General features: G+C 63.7%; 19 protein-coding genes. 5 read left to right on the top strand and 14 right to left on the bottom strand.

All coding sequences use genetic code 11. The annotated features are described in order from the left end of the window. Positions 1-70: 70 nt before the first annotated feature. The 5 genes from AB3X95_RS19615 to AB3X95_RS19595 form a co-directional block, all read right to left on the bottom strand. Positions 71-1,261 (bottom strand): ABC transporter substrate-binding protein, encoded by a 1,191-nt coding sequence (locus tag AB3X95_RS19615; protein WP_176122957.1) that lies wholly within the window; start codon positions 1,259-1,261, stop codon positions 71-73. A gap of 10 nt (positions 1,262-1,271) precedes the next feature. After that, a complete protein-coding gene (locus tag AB3X95_RS19610; protein WP_368622286.1) occupies positions 1,272-2,069 on the bottom strand; it encodes an ABC transporter ATP-binding protein in 798 nt (265 codons plus the stop codon). Then, positions 2,066-3,181 carry an acyl-CoA dehydrogenase family protein gene (locus AB3X95_RS19605; protein WP_368622285.1) on the bottom strand — a complete coding sequence of 372 codons (1,116 nt, stop codon included), beginning with the start codon at positions 3,179-3,181 and terminating at the stop codon, positions 2,066-2,068. The genes AB3X95_RS19610 and AB3X95_RS19605 overlap by 4 nt, the downstream gene beginning before the upstream one ends. Next, positions 3,154-3,720: a carboxymuconolactone decarboxylase family protein gene (locus AB3X95_RS19600; protein ID WP_176123029.1), complete on the bottom strand. Its 567-nt coding sequence runs from the start codon at positions 3,718-3,720 to the stop codon at positions 3,154-3,156. Before AB3X95_RS19600 ends, AB3X95_RS19605 begins: the two co-directional genes overlap by 28 nt. Positions 3,721-3,836: 116 nt before the next feature. Next, entirely contained in the window at positions 3,837-4,796 is a 960-nt protein-coding gene (locus AB3X95_RS19595) for an AraC family transcriptional regulator (protein ID WP_176122960.1), read from the bottom strand. 393 nt (positions 4,797-5,189) lie between these two features. On the opposite strand from AB3X95_RS19595, the gene AB3X95_RS19590 reads away from it, so the two are divergent. From AB3X95_RS19590 to AB3X95_RS19580, 3 genes are all read left to right on the top strand, one after another. Continuing rightward, positions 5,190-6,308 carry an alanine--glyoxylate aminotransferase family protein gene (locus AB3X95_RS19590; protein WP_368622284.1) on the top strand — a complete coding sequence of 373 codons (1,119 nt, stop codon included), beginning with the start codon at positions 5,190-5,192 and terminating at the stop codon, positions 6,306-6,308. A 142-nt stretch (positions 6,309-6,450) separates the two neighbouring features. Beyond that, the gene (locus AB3X95_RS19585) at positions 6,451-7,425 is read left to right on the top strand and encodes a cysteine synthase A (protein WP_176122962.1); all 975 of its coding nucleotides are present in this window, start codon (positions 6,451-6,453) and stop codon (positions 7,423-7,425) included. A gap of 163 nt (positions 7,426-7,588) precedes the next feature. Further along, entirely contained in the window at positions 7,589-7,855 is a 267-nt protein-coding gene (locus tag AB3X95_RS19580) for a helix-turn-helix domain-containing protein (protein ID WP_184228457.1), read from the top strand. Positions 7,856-7,864: 9 nt separating this feature from the next. Here AB3X95_RS19580 and AB3X95_RS19575 read toward each other — a convergent pair whose 3' ends face one another. The 9 genes from AB3X95_RS19575 to AB3X95_RS19535 are packed head-to-tail and all read right to left on the bottom strand — an operon-like array spanning position 7,865 to position 18,159. Beyond that, positions 7,865-9,088: an acyl-CoA dehydrogenase family protein gene (locus AB3X95_RS19575; RefSeq protein WP_368622283.1), complete on the bottom strand. Its 1,224-nt coding sequence runs from the start codon at positions 9,086-9,088 to the stop codon at positions 7,865-7,867. A gap of 2 nt (positions 9,089-9,090) precedes the next feature. Then, on the bottom strand, positions 9,091-10,500 hold the full coding sequence (locus tag AB3X95_RS19570; protein ID WP_368622282.1) for an LLM class flavin-dependent oxidoreductase: 1,410 nt from the start codon (positions 10,498-10,500) through the stop codon (positions 9,091-9,093). Continuing rightward, positions 10,497-11,336, bottom strand: coding sequence for a TauD/TfdA dioxygenase family protein (locus AB3X95_RS19565; RefSeq protein WP_368622281.1), 840 nt, complete (start codon positions 11,334-11,336; stop codon positions 10,497-10,499). The genes AB3X95_RS19570 and AB3X95_RS19565 overlap by 4 nt, the downstream gene beginning before the upstream one ends. Further along, positions 11,329-12,741, bottom strand: coding sequence for an LLM class flavin-dependent oxidoreductase (locus AB3X95_RS19560; protein ID WP_368622280.1), 1,413 nt, complete (start codon positions 12,739-12,741; stop codon positions 11,329-11,331). Before AB3X95_RS19560 ends, AB3X95_RS19565 begins: the two co-directional genes overlap by 8 nt. Before the next feature lie 12 nt (positions 12,742-12,753). After that, positions 12,754-13,755 (bottom strand): oligopeptide/dipeptide ABC transporter ATP-binding protein, encoded by a 1,002-nt coding sequence (locus AB3X95_RS19555; RefSeq protein WP_368622279.1) that lies wholly within the window; start codon positions 13,753-13,755, stop codon positions 12,754-12,756. Beyond that, positions 13,752-14,810, bottom strand: a complete 1,059-nt coding sequence (locus tag AB3X95_RS19550) for an ABC transporter ATP-binding protein (protein WP_368622278.1) — start codon at positions 14,808-14,810, stop codon at positions 13,752-13,754. The genes AB3X95_RS19555 and AB3X95_RS19550 overlap by 4 nt, the downstream gene beginning before the upstream one ends. Further along, positions 14,807-15,670, bottom strand: coding sequence for an ABC transporter permease (locus AB3X95_RS19545; RefSeq protein ID WP_368622277.1), 864 nt, complete (start codon positions 15,668-15,670; stop codon positions 14,807-14,809). Before AB3X95_RS19545 ends, AB3X95_RS19550 begins: the two co-directional genes overlap by 4 nt. Beyond that, the gene (locus AB3X95_RS19540) at positions 15,667-16,587 is read right to left on the bottom strand and encodes an ABC transporter permease (RefSeq protein ID WP_368622276.1); all 921 of its coding nucleotides are present in this window, start codon (positions 16,585-16,587) and stop codon (positions 15,667-15,669) included. Before AB3X95_RS19540 ends, AB3X95_RS19545 begins: the two co-directional genes overlap by 4 nt. A 3-nt stretch (positions 16,588-16,590) precedes the next feature. Further along, positions 16,591-18,159 (bottom strand): ABC transporter substrate-binding protein, encoded by a 1,569-nt coding sequence (locus AB3X95_RS19535; protein ID WP_368622275.1) that lies wholly within the window; start codon positions 18,157-18,159, stop codon positions 16,591-16,593. A gap of 323 nt (positions 18,160-18,482) precedes the next feature. Between AB3X95_RS19535 and ahpC the strand changes: the two genes are divergently transcribed. Beyond that, positions 18,483-19,046 (top strand): alkyl hydroperoxide reductase subunit C, encoded by a 564-nt coding sequence (gene ahpC, locus AB3X95_RS19530; protein ID WP_368622382.1) that lies wholly within the window; start codon positions 18,483-18,485, stop codon positions 19,044-19,046. 118 nt (positions 19,047-19,164) lie between these two features. Next, positions 19,165-19,506, top strand: coding sequence for a hypothetical protein (locus AB3X95_RS19525; protein WP_176380222.1), 342 nt, complete (start codon positions 19,165-19,167; stop codon positions 19,504-19,506). The last annotated feature ends 248 nt before the right edge of the window (positions 19,507-19,754 follow it).

Here is a 19,754-nt window from a genome sequence, read left to right as displayed (position 1 = left end):
GGCACGACCCGTGTCGCGCCTGGGTGCCGTTCCGCGTGCGGGGGCGCTGCGATCGATGCCGGAAATCGCGTCAGACAATGATGGTCTCCTCGCGGTTGAATGCATCCTGGAGCCCGAATGCGGAGAGGCCACCGGCCAGCTCGATGCTTCTGCGCACGAACCGGTCGTCGACAAGATCGTTCGCCGCGAACGTGGGGTCGAGCGACGAAAGGAACCTGCTGTCACCGTCGACGACCGTGTTCTTCAGGCGACGAACGAGCGCCTCGGTGTAGCTTGGAAACGGATACGGCTGGAAGTCGATCCGTTTCTCATGCCAGTCGACATGGCGGATTGCGCCACTTGCCCGATAGGTGTCATCGAGCGTCGTCGACGGGACCAACACGCGGTCCAGTGCCGCAAGCGTATGCGGCGTGTAACGGTGCGTACCGTCCTTCGCGAGCAATTGCGCGGTTTCCTGCGGACGCGTGCGTGCCCACAATTGCGCCTTCACGATCGCGTTGACGACCTTCTGCGACCAGCCCGGGCGTTGCGTCAGGTCGGCTTCATGCATGAACACGACGCAGCACGCGTGGTTCTTCCAGACATCGCCCGTAAAGCGAAGTATCTTGCCAATTTTCAGCAGTTCCGCCGTCGCGTTGAACGGCTCGGCGACGATGTATCCGGCGATCTGACGCGACGCGAGCGCGGGCGGCATGTCGGACGGCGCCATGACCACGAGATTGACCTCGTTCGCAGCGGGCGCGCCGCTGCGCTTGAGAACCGGCGTGAGACCCTGCTGACGCAGCATGTCCTGCAGCACGACGTTGTGAATGGAGTACCAGAAGGGGATCGCAACGGTCTTGCCACCGAGATCGTGCAGCGAATTGACCTCGGGCGCGACCGTCAACCCCGAACCGTTGACATGGTTCCACGCGACGACCTTCGCCGGCGCACGGCTGCCGTATCGCGCCCATACGGTCATCGGTGCGAGCAGATGCACGACGTTGACCTGGCCGGAGAGGAATGCCTCGACCAGTTGCGCCCAACTGCGCAAGAGCTTCGGCTGCTCGACCGCAAGGCCCTCGGACTCGAAGTAACCGTTATTGTGCGCGACCAGCAGTGGCGCGGCGTCGGTGATCGGCAGATAGCCGATGCGAACGGGCGCGTCAGGCTCCGTCGCGGCTTGCGCGCTCAGACTGGAGAGCAGGGGCGCTGCGCCCGTGGCGGTGAATAGCGCCGCAAGCTTCAGCCATTCGCGGCGGGACATGGGTATTTGGCACATGGGTCGGCAGTCAGGTCAGGGGATAGCTGTTGGATGCGTGGGGGCGCATCATGTCGGCGCGCAGAGATTTCAGTATGTCGATGCGCATCGCGCCGAGTTCACCGACAAATTCGTCGCGCGGATGCGGGAGATCGACGTGCCATGTACCGACAAAGCGGCCGTGCGATCCGAGCAGCAGAATGCGATCGGCCACGAGCAGCGCCTCGTCGATATCGTGGGTCACAAGCGCGGTCGCGCATCGGATCGTCGAGACGAGCCGCACCAGCAACTGTTGCATCGCCGCACGCGTCACCTCATCGAGCGCGGAGAAGGGCTCGTCGAGCAGCAGGACGCGAGGCTGACGCGCAAGCGCACGCGCGAGTGCGACGCGCTGCGCCATGCCACCGGAGAGTTGCGACGGTCGGAGCGCCGCGGCGTCTTCCAGGCCGACCGCGTGCAGCGCGGAGCGGACGCGCTCCGCGCGTTCGAGTCGCGTCAGGCGATCCTGGTGCGCGAACGTGAGCCCGAAACCGACATTCTTCCCGGCCGAAAGCCACGGCAGCAGACAGGGGTCCTGAAACGCGAGCGCGACCTTGGGATGCGGACCATTGAGCAACGCGCCCTCGACCGACACCGAGCCCGACGATGGGCGCACGAGGCCTGCGAGCGCCCTTAACAGCGTCGACTTGCCTGAGCCGCTCGGCCCGAGAAGCGCGACCACATCCCCCGTCTCGATAGAGAGCGAAACGCCGGCCAGCACCTCCGTCCGACCCGGCGGCTGGCCATAGCCGAGCGTTAGCGCCTGCGCGTGAAGCGTCGGGCGCGTCACGCTGCGATACTCCGTGCCTGCCTGGCAAGCTGAGCCTTCAACTGGACCACGCTCGGCGTGACGATCGGAATAAACGCCGCTTCGCGCCACCGGCGATCAAAGCCGAGTCCGGCATCGCGCAAATATCCGCGCCCGCCGCTCGCCTCCAGTTCGAGGTTCACCGCGTTTGCGACCAACGCGGCAATCTCGATGCGCAGCTCGAACAGCCGGTTCGGTCGCGCCCGAAGACTTCCATCAGCGATGCCAGACGAGAGAAGGCTACATGCGGTTATCAGCCCCTCTACGCACGCTTGCACCTCTGGTCCGAGAATGCTGCGTGTCGTTTCCGCTGCGCGCCGCGCCTCGGCAAGCGAGCGCCGCGCGAGTCCGATCGAGAGACCGCACTGCAATCCAAGGAATGCGGCACGAACCGCTGGCAGGAATTCCTGTGCGTCCGGGTGGATCAGCCAGTCGGCACTGCTCGGCACATTCTCGAGGAGCAACGCAGCCGTGTTGCTGCCACGCAGCGCAATAAGGTCGAGATCCGCACTGCGCGTGAAGCCGGGCGCGTCGTTCGGGATGGCAAAAATCGCGGAAGGACGACCATCGCGATACGACACGGCTGCGGCCACGACGAACTGCTCGGCCCGCAGGTTTGTCACCCAGGCCATCTTGCCCGTTAGCTGCCAGTTCCCGGCGGTATGGGTGTCCTGCGCCGCTTCGATCTGAAGCGATTCAATCCCGGACAGGTACTTCATCGCGTTCGACAGGCCGCTCGCACCTGCAAGCGTGCCGTCGAGCAGCGGCGGTAACAAACGCTTGCGCAGGTCGGCATTGGGGCTTTGCAGCAGATACTCGATGAAACTCCGCTGCCCCCAGAAGACGAACGCAGCGGTCAACGAGTGCTCTGCCACTGCGGCGATGCTTGCGATGGCGTCCATCGTCGTTCCACCCGAACCACCGAGCGTAGCCGGCACGCCGATCCGGAACAGTCCGGCGGACGCGAGGCGCGGCACGACATCAGCGTTCAGGTCAGTGCCCGTGTCGAGTCGCGTGGCATGCGAGTCGAGCCAGTCGACGAGCGATGCGTCGAGGGCTGGCGCTATTAAGCGGCCTGTGTCTGAGGTTCCCATCTGTAAGCCGCCAGTTCGGGGTTGAGTTCATTGCGTGCGAGATTGTTCGCGAAATTGCACAGCGTCGCGAGACTCACTCCGAGCACGACCTCGAGGGCATTCGCTTCGGTGAAGCCGGCTGCGAGGAATGCTGAAAGCGCGTCATCAGAAACAGCACCGCGCGTGGCGATCACTGCGCGCGTTAAACCGGCCACGGCGGCCAGCCGTGCATCCGTGATCGGCTTGCCGTCGCGCAGCGCGTCGACGTCGGCGCGATCGACGTTGGCTTTTTTCAGCGCCGCGGCGGTGTGCCCGGCCACGCAGAAGCTGCAACCATGAATGGCGGCTGCGATGATCTGGACTGCTTCGCGTTCGGCGAATGTTAGACCCGAACGGCTGTTGATTTCGGAGACGGTCAGATAGGTTTCGAGGGCGACCGGCGCATTCGCGAGCGAGCGAACCAGGTTTGGCAGGAAGCCATTCGCGCGCAGCGACTTTTCGAGGAATGGCTGACTTGCACCGGGGGCACTTTCAACGGTTTGCAGGGGAAGACGGCTCACAGGTTTCTCCAGGAGAAGCAGTGAGATCATTGTCGAGGCTGCCCCGGTCACGGACAATGCGCGAGCGTTCGCGATTCCTGTGCGTTTGTCCCGAGAAACGGGGCGTTTGAGTTCCGCTAGTGCAGGCGAGCCGCCGACTGCGACAAGCCGTCGCGCTGCCGACGCCATGCGCCGGGCTGCGTGCCCATCGTGCGTTTGAAGGCGTGGGCAAACGCTGATTCGGACTGGTAGCCAACCATTTCGCCGGCGCGCGAGATCGGCAAGCCCTGCTGCAACAGATCTGCCGCGAGACGCATGCGAATCAGCGTGACGAACTGCATCGGCGGATGCCCCGACGCTTCGCTAAAGTGCTTGTAGAAGGCCGTGCGCGACATATTGGCGAACGCAGCCATTGAGTCTGTCGTCCAGGCGTCGCCGGGAGATTCGATAATCGTGGCAACGAGCGTGTTGAAGCCTGTCCGCTGCATGAGGGCCGCGAGTCCACTAGTGACGGTGTCGTGATGCGCGGCGTCGCGCACCGCGTAGAACAGCAGCAGTTCGACGAGCCGGTCGATCAGCGGCGAGGGCTCGTCGATGCCGCGCTGACCTTCGACGCGAATGAGATCGAACAGGACGTGGATACCCCGATAGGCGTCGTCGCCGTGCCGCACGATCAGAATTTCCGGGAAAAGCGAGACTATGGCGCGCGAGACTATTGACTGGAATTCGACGAAGCCGCAGGCCAGCCCGACGCTACCGCTTATTGATTCGTCGAGCGGCTGCATTGTCCCGCGGCGCTCGATCGGCTGATCGCCTGCGGCGGTCCCGACCTTCGGATTGATCGGGTCGGGCGAGAGCCAGTGCGGTACATCGCGCAGCAGAAAGACCGCTTCACCTTCGGATACCGGAATGCTCTCGCGACCATCAGCGAAGTGAAGCCACATCGAACCGTGCAGGACGATATGAAAGCTGGCCTTCGCACGACCGGCGGTCGACGCTTGCCAGTCGCCACAATACTGCCCGACATGAAAGAGTTCGCTTCTAGGTTCCAGGCTCGATAGCAGCCAGTGAACGACCTTGTCTGTTTGCGCGGACATTCCGATGCCATGATGGTAAGTTCGACCTAAGCATGCTAAGGGCATGCACCACGCCGCTCAAAAGAACAATTCGTAGAAAGCATATTCCCGTGCTGCCGCCAGGGTCGCATGCCAGCACTTCCGGGGTGTGCGCCGAGCCGTGGTTATTGGGTCACGTGCTGGGAGACCGTGATGGATCAGATCCACGATGGAGATGTACACGATTTGACTTTGTGCAGACTTCGCCTGTATGGCTGGAAACTAACTGAAATCGTCCCAAAGCGATCGTAACTGGAGCGTCACTGGCAACCCGATATACGTAGACTGTTCCTCTCCAACTGTCGGGGATGGGTGATCTTGACGGGCGCTGGGAACCGATAAGAGAAGCCATCCTTTTAGCGCGGAATTCAAGCAATGCAAACATTCGATCGGTATTGGCTCGTAGATGTGCCCCGTTATCCGGATCATGGCTATGCGCTGCTGGCCGAGCGCATCAAACGCTTGCTGAAGACGTCTGCCGACGTCATGTTCGTTCAGGCCGAGGCGGTGCTCGCGCTCGAAGCCGTTGCCGCAAGTATCGCGAGGCAGGGGATCGTAGCCGTCAATGTCGTGACGAGTCCCTACGGCAGGTGGTTTGGCGGCTGGTTGCGGCGGGGCGGGGCGATCGTTCACGATGTGGTGGCGACAATGGGACAACCGGTCGAGTCATCCGCCGTCGCGAACTGCCTTGAGACGCTGGAGCATGTCGATATCGTAGCGGCTGTTCACGCGGAGTCGTCCAGCGGCGCATTGAATCCGCTCGCGCAATTGGCTGCGCTCGCAAAATCGCGTCATGCTCTTTTCGCCGTCGATGCCGTCGCGTCAATCGGTGGGCATGTCATCGACGTGGATGGACTCGGAATCGATATCGCGGTAATCGGCCCGCAAAAGGCGCTAGCAGGTCCAGCCGGTGTGTCGGCTGTCGTACTCGGTCAACGCGCCCTGGACCACGTCGCAAAGATGCCCGACTTTGCGCCTTCGAGTCTACCCTTGGCGGCGCTCAAGCGAGACTGGCTGGACCGTGGACGGCCCGGGTTGCCGGGGACACCGTCGGCGCTGGAATTCTGGGCCCTGGAAGCGGCGCTCGACCGTATCGAAGCCGAGGGCATTGAGCGCGTGATCGAACGTCATCAGCAGGCCTCGCGCGCGACTCGGTCGGCGCTGCGGGCGCTCGGCGTATCGCCGTGGATCGCGCGCGACGACGCCGCTTCAGCGCTTGTCACGTCGGCCCCGGTGCCGCGTGGCGTCGACGGTCAGGAACTGATCGCACAAGCTTTGCGTTACGGTGGAGAACTCGCGCCCGGGGTCGGCGACGTCGCTGGGCACATCGTGCGTCTCAATCACACCGGTCTGAACGCGAACGCGGATTCGGTCCGCTCGAACGTCGTGGCGTTTGGGCGGGCGCTCGAGCAATTGCGTTTTGCCGTGGATCTTGACGCTGCCCTGCGAGCGGTTGCGCATGCGTATGAGCCTGCGCCGCTTGAGCGTGGTTGACCGAAGATCTGTGAAACTGTCGAGACTGCGGGCGGCGCGCACGCGGAACGGAACGAAACGCCCTGGGAAGGGCATGGGGTCATCGTCTATTCTTCCTGTGTGGTAGGGGTGTGTTATCAGGTGCGGAGTTGGGAGGGAAGCCATGCGCGTCTGTAACGGTTTTGTCGGGTGCGTCGGTGGCACGCCGCTCATCAAGCTCGCGCGGCTCAGCGAGGAGACCGGCTGCGAGATTCTCGGCAAGGCGGAGTTCATGAATCCCGGCGGTTCGGTCAAGGACCGCGCGGCGCTCTCCATCATCGAGGACGCCGAGCAGCGGGGCGAACTCGGGCCAGGAGGCACCGTTGTCGAGGGCACGGCTGGCAATACCGGCATCGGCCTTGCCCATATCTGCGCGGCGCGCGGCTATCGCTGCGTGATCGTCATTCCGGACACGCAGTCACCCGCGAAAATGGAGCTCTTGCGGGTGCTGGGCGCCGAGGTTCGCGCGGTGCCGGCTGCCCCGTACAAAGATCCGAACAATTACCAGAAGATCGCCGGGAGGCTCGCTGAAGAACTCGACGGCGCGATCTGGGCGAATCAGTTCGATAACCTCGCCAACCGCAAGGCGCACTACGAGACGACGGGGCCTGAAGTATGGCGGGATACCGCCGGCACGGTCGATGCGTTCGTCTGTGCCACAGGCACGGGCGGTACGCTCGCCGGAGTGGCACGCTTCCTCAAGGAAAAGAACCCTGCCGTGCGGATCGTTCTGGCGGACCCGCACGGCAGCGGCTTGTACAGCTTCGTGAAGACGGGCGAAATCCAGGTGGAAGGCAGTTCGATTACCGAGGGAATCGGCTCCAGCCGCGTCACTGCAAATCTCGAGGGCACGCCGATCGATGATGCCTGCCGGATCGATGACCAGTCATGCGTCACGATGGTCTACCGGTTGCTGCGGGAAGAAGGCCTCTACGTGGGCGGCTCGACGGGTATCAACGTGGCGGCCGCCGTCATGCTTGCCCGCGAAATGGGCCCGGGCCATACGATCGTCACACTGCTGTGCGACCGCGGTGAGCTTTACCGTGCCCGTCTTTTCAATCCCGAGTGGCTCAAGGAACGGGGGCTGGTTGCGGCCTGACCCGGCGGTTGTCGAATTTTCGGCGCAATCGCTGTCGGGTTATTCGCGTGGTCTTTCCCATCGCGAATTCCATGTCCTACTAAACATTGCAGAATTTCTTCTATAGCGTGAACGGCTCCGGGGTGAAATCAGCCGAGACGGTCAGTACGACAAGGGTTTCGCCGTGAGGACCCTTGTAAAAGAGTTTGGCCTCGCAGTGCGGGATCTGCGCGCGGCGCGTGCACGGTCCCAGGAGCAGCTCGCAGAATTGGCGGGGTTGAGTCGCTCATACGTCAGCGAAGTCGAACGGGGCACCGTTGTCGCATCGCTTGATACGATAGACAAGCTGGCGCGTGCGTTTGGCTTGGCGGCAGCGGAACTGCTCGCGCAGCAGGATGCGAGGTTACAAAAACCGCTGGCTCCGCCCGACGAATCCGCGCTGCCCAACTGAGGCGCTTCGCTAGAACGTCCGTCCTTCGACAAGGTGCGTTTTGACGCCGTTCAGCACATAGTCGCCAATCACCTTCGCCTTGTGGCTGAGCGGATTGTGGCTGAAGATCGTGCGCAGATTGCGCCAGTGCCGGTCGAAATTGTATTTGCGCGAGGTGGCCGAAGCGCCGCCTGCATCGAAGAGTCGCTCTCCCGCCTGGAGTGCGAGTCGCCCGACCACGATCTGGGTACGCGCGGTTGCGAGCGCGCTTTCCAGAACGAGTTCGTCCGCAGCCGGATCGGCGTGCAGGATCGCATCGGATGACCGCCCGAGCGTGCGCGCGTTGTCGCGAACGAGCGCGTCGATGCTGTGGCTCAGTGCGGATAGTTCGCCCACCACCTGCTGGATGAATACGTCCTCGCGAGCACTGGGCGCAGTCGTGTGCAAGACCGGGCGACCATGCGCCGTCACGTATGCACGGGCATCGGCGACAATATTGCGGACGATCCCCGCCGCCACCGCCACGAGATGCAGCTGACGATAAGCGCCGCCATGCCGGCCGATCAGCGACGGATAGCCCTTCTCGACGACTTCGGCCGGCTCGACCCGCACGTCTTCGAACACCACGCTGCCGCTCGCCGTCATGCGCTGACCCATGCCATCCCAGTCGTCGAGCACGGCCAATCCTTCGGAGCGCACCGGGATGATCGCGGTGACGCCGTTGCCGTGCTCGTCCACAAGATTGGTCCGTACGAAGTCGGCGTAGGCAGTGCCGGTCGTGTAGTACTTTTTGCCCGACACGCGGAAGTGATCGCCCTCGCGGCGCAGGACGGTCTCGATCTGGCCCGCGCGCGCGGTGCCCTGTTCGCCCGACGCGCCGCCATACAGCGCACCTTCGACGATCCGGCGGATCTGGCGGTCGTGGAACGGCGTGCGTGGTGCGAGCCGCATCGACTCGACCACGTCGAAATGCACGCGCAGCGCATGCGCGACGTTCGATTCTGCGGCGGCCAGTGTCGTGACCACGTGGATTGCGTCTTCGAGCGAGCCGCCGAGCCCGCCGCGCTCCGCGGGAATGCGCAGGGCGCCGAGGCCGGAGCGACGGAATGCATCGAAGGCCGCGAACGGGAGCTCACGGCGGACTTCGCGTTGAGCCGCGTCGACGCCGATTTCCTCGGCCAGCGCGGGTAGCGCAGCGAGTGCGTCGCGCAGACGGCTGGTGGAGGCAGATGCGTGCAGGGTGGTGCTACTCATGGTCAGCGTTCCTGAAGGGAGTACGGCGCACGGCGGAAGGCGGCGCCTGGGTGTCGGTCGTTGAGCCGGCTGCTGTCGCCGCCGAGCTTTTCGCGCAGCGTGCCGGGCTCGTAGCGCGTCTTGTAGCGTCCGCGCTCCTGCAGCTCGGGCACGATGAGATCTGCGAAGTCTTCGTACGCCTCGGGCGTGACGGCATAGCTCAGGTTGAAGCCGTCGATGCCGGTTTCGTCCACCCATTCTTCGAGCGCATCGGCCACTTCGCCAGGTGCGCCGATGAAGACAGGCCCGCGCCCGCCGATCGCGTTGTGCAACGCAAGCTCGCGCACGGTCCAGACGCGTTCCGGATCGAGGCGCGTGAAACCCTCGAGCGCCGAGGACGTGCCCGCATCGAGCTGCATGTAGCGGATCGGCTCGTCCGGGTCCCAGCTCGAGAAGTCGATGCCGGTCCAGCCCGAAAACATCGCGAGCGCTGCTTCGGGTGTCACGTAGCGACGGTAGTCCTCGTACTTGTCGCGTGCCTCGCGCGAGGTACGGCCCGTGATGATGGTCGCCATCGTGTAGAACCTGATGTCGTGTGCCGTGCGTCCTGCCTTCACGGCCTCGGCGCGCGTGGCGCTTACGACGGGTGTCAGTACTTTCTTGCTTGGCCCGCTGAGATAAATGCCCTCGGCGTGCCGCCCGGCAAAGCGCTGACCGCGCGCCGACGACCCCGCCTGGAACAGCACCGGCGTTCGCTGTGGCGAAGGCTCGGTCATATGGATGCCGTGAACCTTGAAATAGCGCCCCTCATGATCGACGAGATGGACCTTGGACGGATCGACAAAAACGCCTGTGGCCGTGTCGCGCACCGGCGCGCCGTCTTCCCAGCTACTTTCCCAGAGCTTGTAGACGACGTCCATGTATTCGTCGGCGATGTCGTAGCGTTCGTCGCGCGAGGCGATCCCGTTCTTGCCGAGCACCTTCACGCTGCTTTGCGCGAAACCGGTGACGATGTTCCAGCCGATCCGTCCGCGCGTCAGATGATCGAGCGTCGACATGCGTCGCGCGAAAACATAAGGCGGCTCGTGATTGGCGTTGCTGGTGACGCACAGACCGAGATCGCGCGTGACGTAAGCCATCGCCGAAAGCGACATGACCGGGTCCTGCTTGGGCACCTGCGCGCCGTGCCGCAGAGCCGTGTCGACGCTGCCGCCATATACGTCGTTCACGCCGATGCTGTCGGCCATGAAAAGCGAATCGACGAGGCCGCGTTCCAATGTCTTTGCGAGGTCGACCCAGTAGTCGAGTGTGTTGTAGTGCAGCGAGCGGTCGCGCGGATGCCGCCACATGCCCGGCGAATGATGCACGGGGCTGTGCAGCGCGAATGCGTTGACGCGTATCTGCTTCTTGTGGTGATGGTCTGCGCAACTCATAGGTAGGGCTTGTCTCCGCTGATCGTCACGCGGTATCCGGAGCGCACATCGGGGTAGTAGTCCCACACGGCCAGATGCTGGCACGCGCGGTTGTCCCAGAAGGCGATCGAATGCGGTTCCCAGCGCCAGCGCACCTGATATTCGGGCGCGGCGAAGCGCTCGAAGAGCAGGCGCAGGATGCCTTCGCCTTCGGCGGCCGGCACGTTGTCGATATGCGTCGTGAAGTTCGCGTTGACGAAAACTCCTTTTCGGCCGGTCTCGGGATGCGTGCGCACGACCGGATGCGAAGCCTTCGGGAAGCGTCGGCCGGTATCGTCGATGCCGCGCAGACGGTTGCGCTCCCGGTAGGTCGGCTCGCCGTCGTGCGTGGCGCTCAGGCCTTCCAGATAGCGCCGAAATCCCGGCGAAAGCGATTCGTACACCGCATAGGCGCTCGAAAAGAGCGTGTCGCCCCCGTGTGACGGAAGCGTGTGCAGATGGAGGATGCTGCCCATCGGCGGTTCCACGTCGCACGACACGTCCGAATGCCAGCGGTCGCCAGCTATGCGGCGCGTATTCTCGTCCGCGTGAATCTGGAGAATCTCCGGATAGCCCTCGGGGCCGGGACTGTTCGGGTGAACGTGCAGGGAGCCGAAATGGCGGCCGAGCGCGAGATGCTGATCGAGACTGATCGGCTGATTGCGAAAAAAGATGACCTTGTGGGCAAGCAGCGCCCGGCGCAGTTCGGCCACTTGCGTCGCGCCAAGCGGACGGGTCAGGTCGATGCCGTCGATCAGCGCACCGATATGGCGCGTGAGCGGCTGCACGGCGATGGACGGTTGGTCGGTTTCAGACATGGAGTGCGGTCTCGATTTGCGGGCCCGCCTGGGCGTCGCGTGAATGGGCTGCGCGATGAAGCGCTGCGGGATGCGGAGGCGCGATGAGCGCGGCGCCGTAAAGTTTTTCGCGCAGGGTGCCGGGCCGGTACGCCTCCTTATAGACGCCACGCCGGCGCAGTTCCGGCACCACGAGATCGACGAAATCCTCATGCGTGCCGGGCAGCAACGCATGGCTCAGATTGAAGCCGTCCACGCCCGTTTGCGCTTTCCAGTTTTCGAGCGCGTCTGCCACCTCTGCCGGCGAGCCGATGAACACGGGCCCCTTGCCGCCAATCGCGTTGAAGATCGCCAACTCGCGAATGGTCCAGACGCGCTCCGGATCGGCCACCGTGAAAGCCTCGATGGCCGACTGCATGCCTTCGCTCTTGACGTAACGCAGTGGATCGTCCGGGCTGTATTTCGAAAGATCGATGCCACTCCAGCGTGAGAACAGCGCAAGCGCGCCTTCCAGACTCACATGACGCTTGATGTCGTCCCACTTGGCGTGGGCCTGCGCGGAGGTCGGCGCGACGATAACCGTGGCGAGCGAGAAGAACAGGACCGAGGCTGGATCGCGTCCGAGCGCGGCGGCGCGCTGGCGCACATCGGCGACGTCGCGCGCGACCACGTGGGCCGTGGGCGAGGAGACGAACACGCATTCGGCGTGCTGAGCGGCGAACGCCTTGCCGCGATTGGACGTGCCAGCCTGGTAGAGCAGCGGGGTGCGCTGCGGCGAGGGCTCGGCGTAATGCGTGCCCTGCATCGAGAAGTAGCGGCCTTCGTGGCGGATCTCATGCACGCGTTGCGGATCCGCGAACGTCACAGTCTCGCGCTGGCGCTCCGCCGCGCCATGCTCCCAGCTTTCTTCCCACAGGCGATAGACGAGTTCCATGTACTCGTCAGCGAGGTCATAGCGCTCGTCATGCGGTCGCGCGCCTTGCTGGCCGACCGCGCGCGCGCCGCTCTCGCCAAAGCTCGTGACGATATTCCAGCCAATGCGTCCGCGCGTCAGATGATCGAGCGTCGACATGCGGCGCGCGAACAGGAACGGCGCCTCATAGCTCACACTGCTCGTGACCGCGAAGCCCAGATGCTCGGTCACCATCGCCATTGCTGAAATCAGCAGCAGCGGATCGAGGCGAGGAAACTGCAGGCCGAGCCGCACGCCGGTCGCGTTGGAGCCGCCATAGACGTCGTACTGGCTGATGCCGTCGGCGAAGAAGAGCGCGTCGTAGCCGCCGCGCTCGGCGGTGCGAGCAAGATCGGTCCAGACCGACAAGCTGTTGTAGTCGAGCGAACGGTCGCGCGGGTGCGCCCACAGACCGGGCGAGAGGTGCGTCGGCGCGAAAGCCAGAAACGCGTTGATGCGGATTTCCTTGGACATGCGAAGCGTCCTCTAGGCCGGAAGGATGGGAAGGTGCGACGCAACCGGAAAGTGGCAGGTCACGCGATGCGTCGCGGAGAGTTGATGCACAGGCGGCGCCTGCACGCGGCACACTTCGCGCGCAACCGGGCAGCGCGTGTGAAAAACGCAGCCGGACGGCGGCGAGAGTGGCGAAGGCATGTCGCCGCCGACGGCCTGAACGTGCAGCGCGTCCGGTTCGGAGGCAGCGATCAGCGCGTGCGTGTACGGATGCGCCGCGCGCTCGACGATGTCATCACGCGTGCCTTGCTCCACGAGGCGCCCGAGGTAGAGCACGCCGATGTGGCTGCTCATGTACGCGACGACGGCGAGATCGTGCGAGATCAGCAAAAAGCTGAGGCCAAGCGTCTCCTGCAGGTCTTTCAGCAGATTGAGCACCTGCGCCTGGATCGAAACGTCAAGCGCCGAGACCGGCTCGTCCAGCACCAGAATCTCCGGCTCGGGAGCGAGCGCGCGCGCGATGGCGACGCGCTGGCGCTGCCCGCCGCTCAGTTCGGCGGGCCGTCGGTGCTTGAACCCGGCAGGCAGACCCGCCTGGGCGAGCAGTGTGTCGAGGCGGCCTTCGAGCGCGGCGCGCGCGAAACCACTGCGCTGGATACGCAACGGTTCGAGCACGATATCCGCGACCGTCATCTGCGGATCGAGCGATGCCGACGGGTCCTGGAGTACGGCCTGCACCGAACGTTGCCGCCAGCGCAGATCTTCGGCGCTTGCACCCTTGCCGAACATCCTTTCGCCGACGCGGACTTCGCCGCAGCTCGCGGTCTCGGCGCCGAGAACGATTTTCGCGAGCGTCGACTTGCCGGAACCGGACTCGCCGACTAGCCCGAATGTCCCGCCCTTGGGCAGTACGAAAGAGACGTCCACGACGGCCTGCAAGTCTCTCGTGCGTGAGAGCAGACCGCTTCGAACGGCGAATGCGCGTCCGAGCCCGGTCACCTCGATGGCCGCCACGGGCGATGCCTGCGTATTCATGATGCTGTAGCGAGAGGGAACTGTTCGAGAGGGATCGAAGCCGCGTTCGACGCCGCGGCCGACGCAAATGCAGGCTCGGGATGCCAGCAGGCCACGCCGCGTCCCGGTAGCGTCTCGACCGTTGCGGGATAGTGCGCCGTGCAATCAGCGTCGGCTCGCGGGCAGCGCGGTGCGAAGTGGCATCCCTGCGCGATGCTGCCCGGCAGCGGCGGCTGCCCCGGAATGACGGTGAGCCGCCGCTGCGGCTGCCTCAGTCGCGGCACGGCGCCGAGCAGCCCGATCGTATAAGGATGGCGCGGCTGCGCGAAGACCGCCTCGACCGGTCCCTGCTCGACAATGCGTCCGGTGTACATGACGGCTACGTCGTCGCAATAGCGGCGCACGAGATGCAGGTCGTGCGTGACAAGCACGATCGCGGTGCCGCGCTCGGCCTGCAGTTCGCGCAGCAGGTCGAGGACCTGGAGCCGCACGGTAATGTCGAGAGCCGTGGTCGGTTCGTCGGCGATCAGCAGGCCGGGGTTGCACGCGAGATTCATGGCGATGGCCACGCGCTGGCGCATGCCGCCGCTGAACTGGTGCGGATAGCTCCTCAAGCGGCTCTCCGGCGCCGGAATGCGCACGCGCCGCAGCAGATCGACCGCGCGCGCCTCGCATTCGGCATGGCTTTTGACGTTCGCGCGGTAGCGGAACATCTCGGTGAGCTGCCGACCTATAGTCAGGAGTGGATTGAGCGAGGTCATCGGGTCCTGAAGGATCATGCCGATCTCGCGGCCGCGCAGCGCCTGAAGCTCGGCAGGCGTCTTGTCCCGAAGGTCGCTGCCGCGCAGCAGGATGCGTCCACCCGCCACGCGCACGCCGGCGGGCGGCAGGCCCAGCACCGACAGACAGGTCACGCTTTTCCCGGAGCCGGATTCGCCGACCAAGGCCAGCGTGCGGCCCGCGTGCACGGAAAAGCTCACACCGTCGACGAGCCGCACCGGCGCTTGCGGCGAATCGGTTTGCGCGATCAGGGCTTCAACCGCGAGCACCGGCGCCGCCTCGGTCCTGCCGTTCATTTCCAGCCCCCCTGGCTACGCTCGCCGCGCTGCAACGCATCGCCGATCCGGTTGCTACACAGCACGGTGGCGATGAGCGCGAGCCCCGGCAGCGCGGTCAGCCACCAGGCGGTATCGAGGTAATTGCGGCCTTCGGCGAGCATGCCGCCCCATGACGGGTCGGGCGGCTGCACGCCAAGGCCCACGAAGCTCAACGCCGCCTCCATGAAGATCACGAGACCGATGTCGAGCGTGAGCAGCACCACGAACGTGTTGCGCACGTTGGGCAGCAGGTGGCGCAGCGCCACGTAGAGCGGCGAGGCGCCGGCGAGCCTCGCGAGCAGCACGAAGTCGCGCTCGCGCAGGCTGAGAGCCTCGGCGCGAATGATGCGCGCGAAGCGCCCCCAGTTCGCGAGCGTCACGACGATGATGATGTTCACCACGTTGGGCCCGCATATGCCGACGATCAGCATGGCGAGGAAAACGGGTGGCAACGCGTACTGCGCGTCGACGAGGCGCATCAGCACGGTGTCGAAACGTCCGCCAATGTACGCCGACAGCAGCCCGGCCAGCGCACCCGCGAAGCCCGCGAGCAGCACGGCGCAAAACGCGATGAGAAGCGAAAGGCGCCCGCCGTAGAGCGTGCGCACGAAGACGTCCCGGCCCATCTGGTCGGTGCCGAACCAGTGCGCGGCGCTGGGCGCCTGGAAAGTAGCGGACAGGTCGATCGCGTTCGGATCGATGCGCGTGAGCCACGGCGCCAGCGCCGATGCACCCACAAGCAACACGAAGACCGCCGCGTAGGCGAGGACGCCGCGCTGCCGCCATAGGTCGCGGCCGAGTTCTTCGCGTATGCCGGCAAAGAGGAGTCGCGCACTCATGCCTGATGTCGGATGCGTGGATCGACGAGCGCACACAGCACATCGACGAAGAGATGGATGAGGGCGAACAGCAGCACTGAAACGACCACCGCGGCCTGCACGACCGTGAAATCGAGCGTGCTGATGGCTTCCACCATGAGACTGCCGAAGCCGGGCCACGAGAACACCGTTTCGATCGATACGGCACCGCCGATCAAGACGCCGAACTGCGATGCGGTGTACGCGACGATCGGCAACCCGGCATTTCTCAGTGCGTGCGTACCGATCACTACGTGCTCGGGCAACCCTTTGATCCGGGCCATGCGAATGAAGTCCGACTCGAGCACGCTCAACATGTTGGCCCGCGTGAGGCGCGCGATGCCGGCAGCCGAATACCACGCGAGCGAGACGACAGGCAGCACGAGCTGTTTCCAGCTGCCGTGGCCGCCCGTGGGCAGCCAGCCCAACTGCACGGAAAAGAGCCGGATCAGTAGCAGCGCGACGAAGAACGGCGGACCGGCCTGGCCGAGCACGGCGAATAGCGTCGAGAATCGATCCACCCACGAGCCCCGTGCGACAGCCGCGCCGATGCCGAATGCGAGCCCCACGAAGAGCGCCAGCGCGAGCGAAATGCCGACGAGCTCGAGGCTCGCGCCAAGGCGACCGAGCGCCATACTGAGCGCCGGTACGCCGAAGTGAAACGAATTGCCCATGTCACCGCGCACAATGCCAGCCAGAAAGTGAGCGTATTGCACGGGGAGCGGATCGGCGAGACCAAGCTGCTGGCGAAAGAGCTGGCGGTCCGCCTCGGTGGCTTCGGGCGGCATCAGCAGATAGGCGGGATCACCCACCATCCGCACCAGCACGAAGATCACGACAGACATCAGCCACACGGTGGCGAGCGCGGAGCCGAGGCGGCGCAGAACATAGGCGAGCACGGGTCAGTTCCCGGCCACCGTCTGGGGCGCCCACGCGATCGTGCGGAAATTCAGGAAACCGCCGCCTTGCTGCGGCTGCCACTCAAGCGTCTTTTTCTTCGCGTAGACGTAAGTGAACTCGGAAATGAAGATGGCCGCCGCGTCGTCGTGCAGTTCGCGCCCAATTTTCTCAAACACCTCCCCGCGTTGGGTCGGCTCGCTGACCTTCGAGACGTCGACGAGCAACGCGTCTACTTTGGGATTCGAATAGTCCGACCAGCTGCCGTTTGACGCGAACGCACCGGCGACCGGATGGACGGGGTCGTAGAGCGCATTGGTGAACTGGCTAAGCGCAAGCGGCCCCGAAGCGTGCGTGTTGTTCAGGCGCTGGAACGTTGCGTAGGTCAGGCGATCGAGCTTGACCTTCACGCCAACCTGCCCCCAGTAGGCTGCGATTGCCTCGGCCACGCCTTGCGGCATGTCCCCCTGGATGTTGAGCGTAGTTTCGAAGCCCTTCGGATAACCGGCCTCGGCGAGGAGCGCGCGCGCTTTGGCCGGATCATACGGATAAGGCTTGATCGAATGATCCGCGCCATAGGGATAGTAGTTCGAAATCATCGTGCCGAGTGGCTCGCCCACGCCGTAAAGCACGCTTTTGATGATGGCGTTCGTGTCCAGCGCATAGCTAAGCGCCTGGCGGACCTTCACGTTGGCGAGCGGCGAATCCTTTTGATTGGTGTAGACGCGGACATATATCGGCGAGGCCACACGGCTCTGGATCACGTCGAGTCCGCTTTCTTTCTTGAGGCGCGCGTAGTCGGAGAACGGGAGCGCGACCGAAAGATCCACCTCGCCGCGCAGCACCGCGTTGACACGGCTCGAAGGGTCGGTGATTGCGCGGAAGACGAGCGTTTTCACGCGCGGCTTTTCACCCCAGTAGTCGTCGAAGCGTTCCAGCACGAGTTCATTGCCGCCCGGAGACAGCGACTTGAACTTGTATGGGCCGAGTGAGATAGGCTTTTGTGCGAATGCATCCGGATTCGGCAAGCTCGCGAGGTAATCGGCCGGCACGATATACAGATAGCCAGCGACCTTGTTGGCGAACGCGCCGTCCGGAGCCTTCAACTTGAATACGACAGTGAGCGGGTCAGGCGTTTCCACCGATTCGACCACCGGCGCGAAGAACGGGCGGCGCGTGCTCTTGCTGCGTGGGTCGAGGATGTGATCGAGCGACGCCTTCACGTCGCGCGACGTGAGGGTCGCGCCATTGTGAAATTTGACGTTGGGACGGAGTTTGTACGTGAAGACGCGAGCGTCGCTAGAGACTGTCAGGCTCGTCGCAAGACGCGGGACGAGATTGCCCTTGGTATCGAAACCGTAGAGCGTGTCGTAAATCTGCCATCCGTAGCGCAGCGAATCGCCGCTCACGGCTACGAGTCCGTCGAGGTTGTAGAACTCCTTTTCAACACCGATCACGACCGTATCGCGATCGACTGCCGGTGCGGCGCCCGTTGCGTGGGACGGCGCGACAACCGCGCAGCAGAGGGCGGCCGCCAGTGCGAGTCCGCGAAAGAAGGTCGAAATCTTATGCATGATTGGACGGTGACGATAGTGCAGAGATAGCGTTGACGCTGTGACAGGCACCCGATTGGGAACGGTCGATGATCGCGTGTCTGACACCGATTCGGCAACGACGAAAATGAGATATCGATATCAATGCGCGCTTCAGGTGTTTTTCAGTGAACGTCATGTGGATTGTTTGTGAGGGTGGAGACGGCTCATGGAACCCAGCCTGGTTCATCCAACGACGAACAGATCGGCATTTGCTTTTGCAAAATGATTATTTCTCTTGTCTCGGCAAGCCAGATAACGTTCAACGACATCTTCAGTTGGTTCTCAAACGCTCAAGGAAAGTTATGTCTCTCACCAATACCCAGGTTAAGCCGTTCGAGTCGACCGCGTACCACCGCGGTGAATTCGTGCCCGTCAGCGAAGAAAATTTCAAGGGGAAATGGTCCGTCGTGGTCTTCTATCCCGCTGATTTCACGTTCGTGTGCCCAACGGAGCTGGGCGACCTCGCTGATCACTATGCCGAGTTCCAGAAGCTTGGCGTCGAAATTTACGGCGTGTCGACGGACACGCATTTCACGCATAAGGCCTGGCACGATACGTCGGATACGATCAGCAAGGTGCAATACCCTCTGGTTGGCGATCCGACGGCGACGCTCGCCCGCAACTTCGACGTGCTGATCGAGGAGGAGGGGCTTGCCTTGCGCGGCACGTTTGTGATCAACCCCGAAGGTCAGATCAAACTCTACGAAGTGCATGACAACGGTATTGGCCGGGACGCCAAGGAACTGTTGCGCAAGGTGCAGGCCGCGCAATATGTCGCGTCGCATCCAGGCGAAGTCTGCCCGGCCAAATGGACGCCCGGCGCCGAAACGCTGACGCCGTCGCTTGATCTGGTGGGCAAGATCTGACTGCCGATCTGGGTTGGCAGGCAAGGAGAGCCACCCGTCGAATCAGTCTCGTCGCAAACCGCGCTGAACGCGGAAGTCTCAACCGCGTCGTTGATTTCCAAACCGTCATGGCGACCCTATGAGCAAGGATCCGTTGATCGAAAGTCTGCTGCTGAAAATGCGCTATAACCGCGTCTACACCGCTGCCACCTTCGCCCGGCTGTTCGGTGAATCGGAGAAAGCCGTGGAAGCCGCGCTCGCTACGCTGGTTGATGAGGGTAAGGTGCGCGCCTGCACTAGCGCGCGGCGCGATGTGGGCTACTGTCTGGCCGGCGCTGCCCCGTTGCCCAGGTCGACGGCACTCTCCGAGGTGACGACGGTAGCCACGCCGTCTTTGACGCGCCGGATAGATGGCGTGCTGATGGGCTACGACCGCGAACTCGACGCTCATCGTTCGCTTGCGATGCTCGTGCGCCGCTGAGGTGGCGTAAAGGCAAGCGTCCGATATCTTTTACAGGCCGATTTAACCACTTGGCTTTCACGTCTAGCTCGTTCCCGCGAATCGCGAGCTTTTTATGGCCTGGGCCCGATCGTCCAGGCCATTTTTTTGGTTTTGGTTTGTTCGTGTTTTTGCCGGCAGCCTATTCCGTCAAGTGCCGCATCGGCGCCGCGATGATCTGGGATGCGAAATCACGCGGTCTGCTCGGTCCCGGCAAGTAAATCATCGAA

It is taken from the genome of Paraburkholderia sp. BR13444, from assembly GCF_040948755.1.
Classification (GTDB): domain Bacteria; phylum Pseudomonadota; class Gammaproteobacteria; order Burkholderiales; family Burkholderiaceae; genus Paraburkholderia; species Paraburkholderia youngii.
The sequence above is the reverse complement of the archived record's forward strand: the minus strand, read 5'-3'. Positions and strand labels throughout refer to the sequence as shown.

Coding starts and splice junctions, on each gene's coding strand:
- AB3X95_RS19615 (WP_176122957.1), bottom strand. CDS start 1,261: ATGTGCCAAATACCCATGTCCCGCCGCGAATGGCTGAAGCTTGCGGCG.
- AB3X95_RS19605 (WP_368622285.1), bottom strand. CDS start 3,181: ATGGGAACCTCAGACACAGGCCGCTTAATAGCGCCAGCCCTCGACGCA.
- AB3X95_RS19595 (WP_176122960.1), bottom strand. CDS start 4,796: ATGTCCGCGCAAACAGACAAGGTCGTTCACTGGCTGCTATCGAGCCTG.
- AB3X95_RS19590 (WP_368622284.1), top strand. CDS start 5,190: ATGCAAACATTCGATCGGTATTGGCTCGTAGATGTGCCCCGTTATCCG.
- AB3X95_RS19585 (WP_176122962.1), top strand. CDS start 6,451: ATGCGCGTCTGTAACGGTTTTGTCGGGTGCGTCGGTGGCACGCCGCTC.
- AB3X95_RS19575 (WP_368622283.1), bottom strand. CDS start 9,088: ATGAGTAGCACCACCCTGCACGCATCTGCCTCCACCAGCCGTCTGCGC.
- AB3X95_RS19570 (WP_368622282.1), bottom strand. CDS start 10,500: ATGAGTTGCGCAGACCATCACCACAAGAAGCAGATACGCGTCAACGCA.
- AB3X95_RS19565 (WP_368622281.1), bottom strand. CDS start 11,336: ATGTCTGAAACCGACCAACCGTCCATCGCCGTGCAGCCGCTCACGCGC.
- AB3X95_RS19560 (WP_368622280.1), bottom strand. CDS start 12,741: ATGTCCAAGGAAATCCGCATCAACGCGTTTCTGGCTTTCGCGCCGACG.
- AB3X95_RS19555 (WP_368622279.1), bottom strand. CDS start 13,755: ATGAATACGCAGGCATCGCCCGTGGCGGCCATCGAGGTGACCGGGCTC.
- AB3X95_RS19550 (WP_368622278.1), bottom strand. CDS start 14,810: ATGAACGGCAGGACCGAGGCGGCGCCGGTGCTCGCGGTTGAAGCCCTG.
- AB3X95_RS19545 (WP_368622277.1), bottom strand. CDS start 15,670: ATGAGTGCGCGACTCCTCTTTGCCGGCATACGCGAAGAACTCGGCCGC.
- AB3X95_RS19535 (WP_368622275.1), bottom strand. CDS start 18,159: ATGCATAAGATTTCGACCTTCTTTCGCGGACTCGCACTGGCGGCCGCC.
- ahpC (WP_368622382.1), top strand. CDS start 18,483: ATGTCTCTCACCAATACCCAGGTTAAGCCGTTCGAGTCGACCGCGTAC.
- AB3X95_RS19525 (WP_176380222.1), top strand. CDS start 19,165: ATGAGCAAGGATCCGTTGATCGAAAGTCTGCTGCTGAAAATGCGCTAT.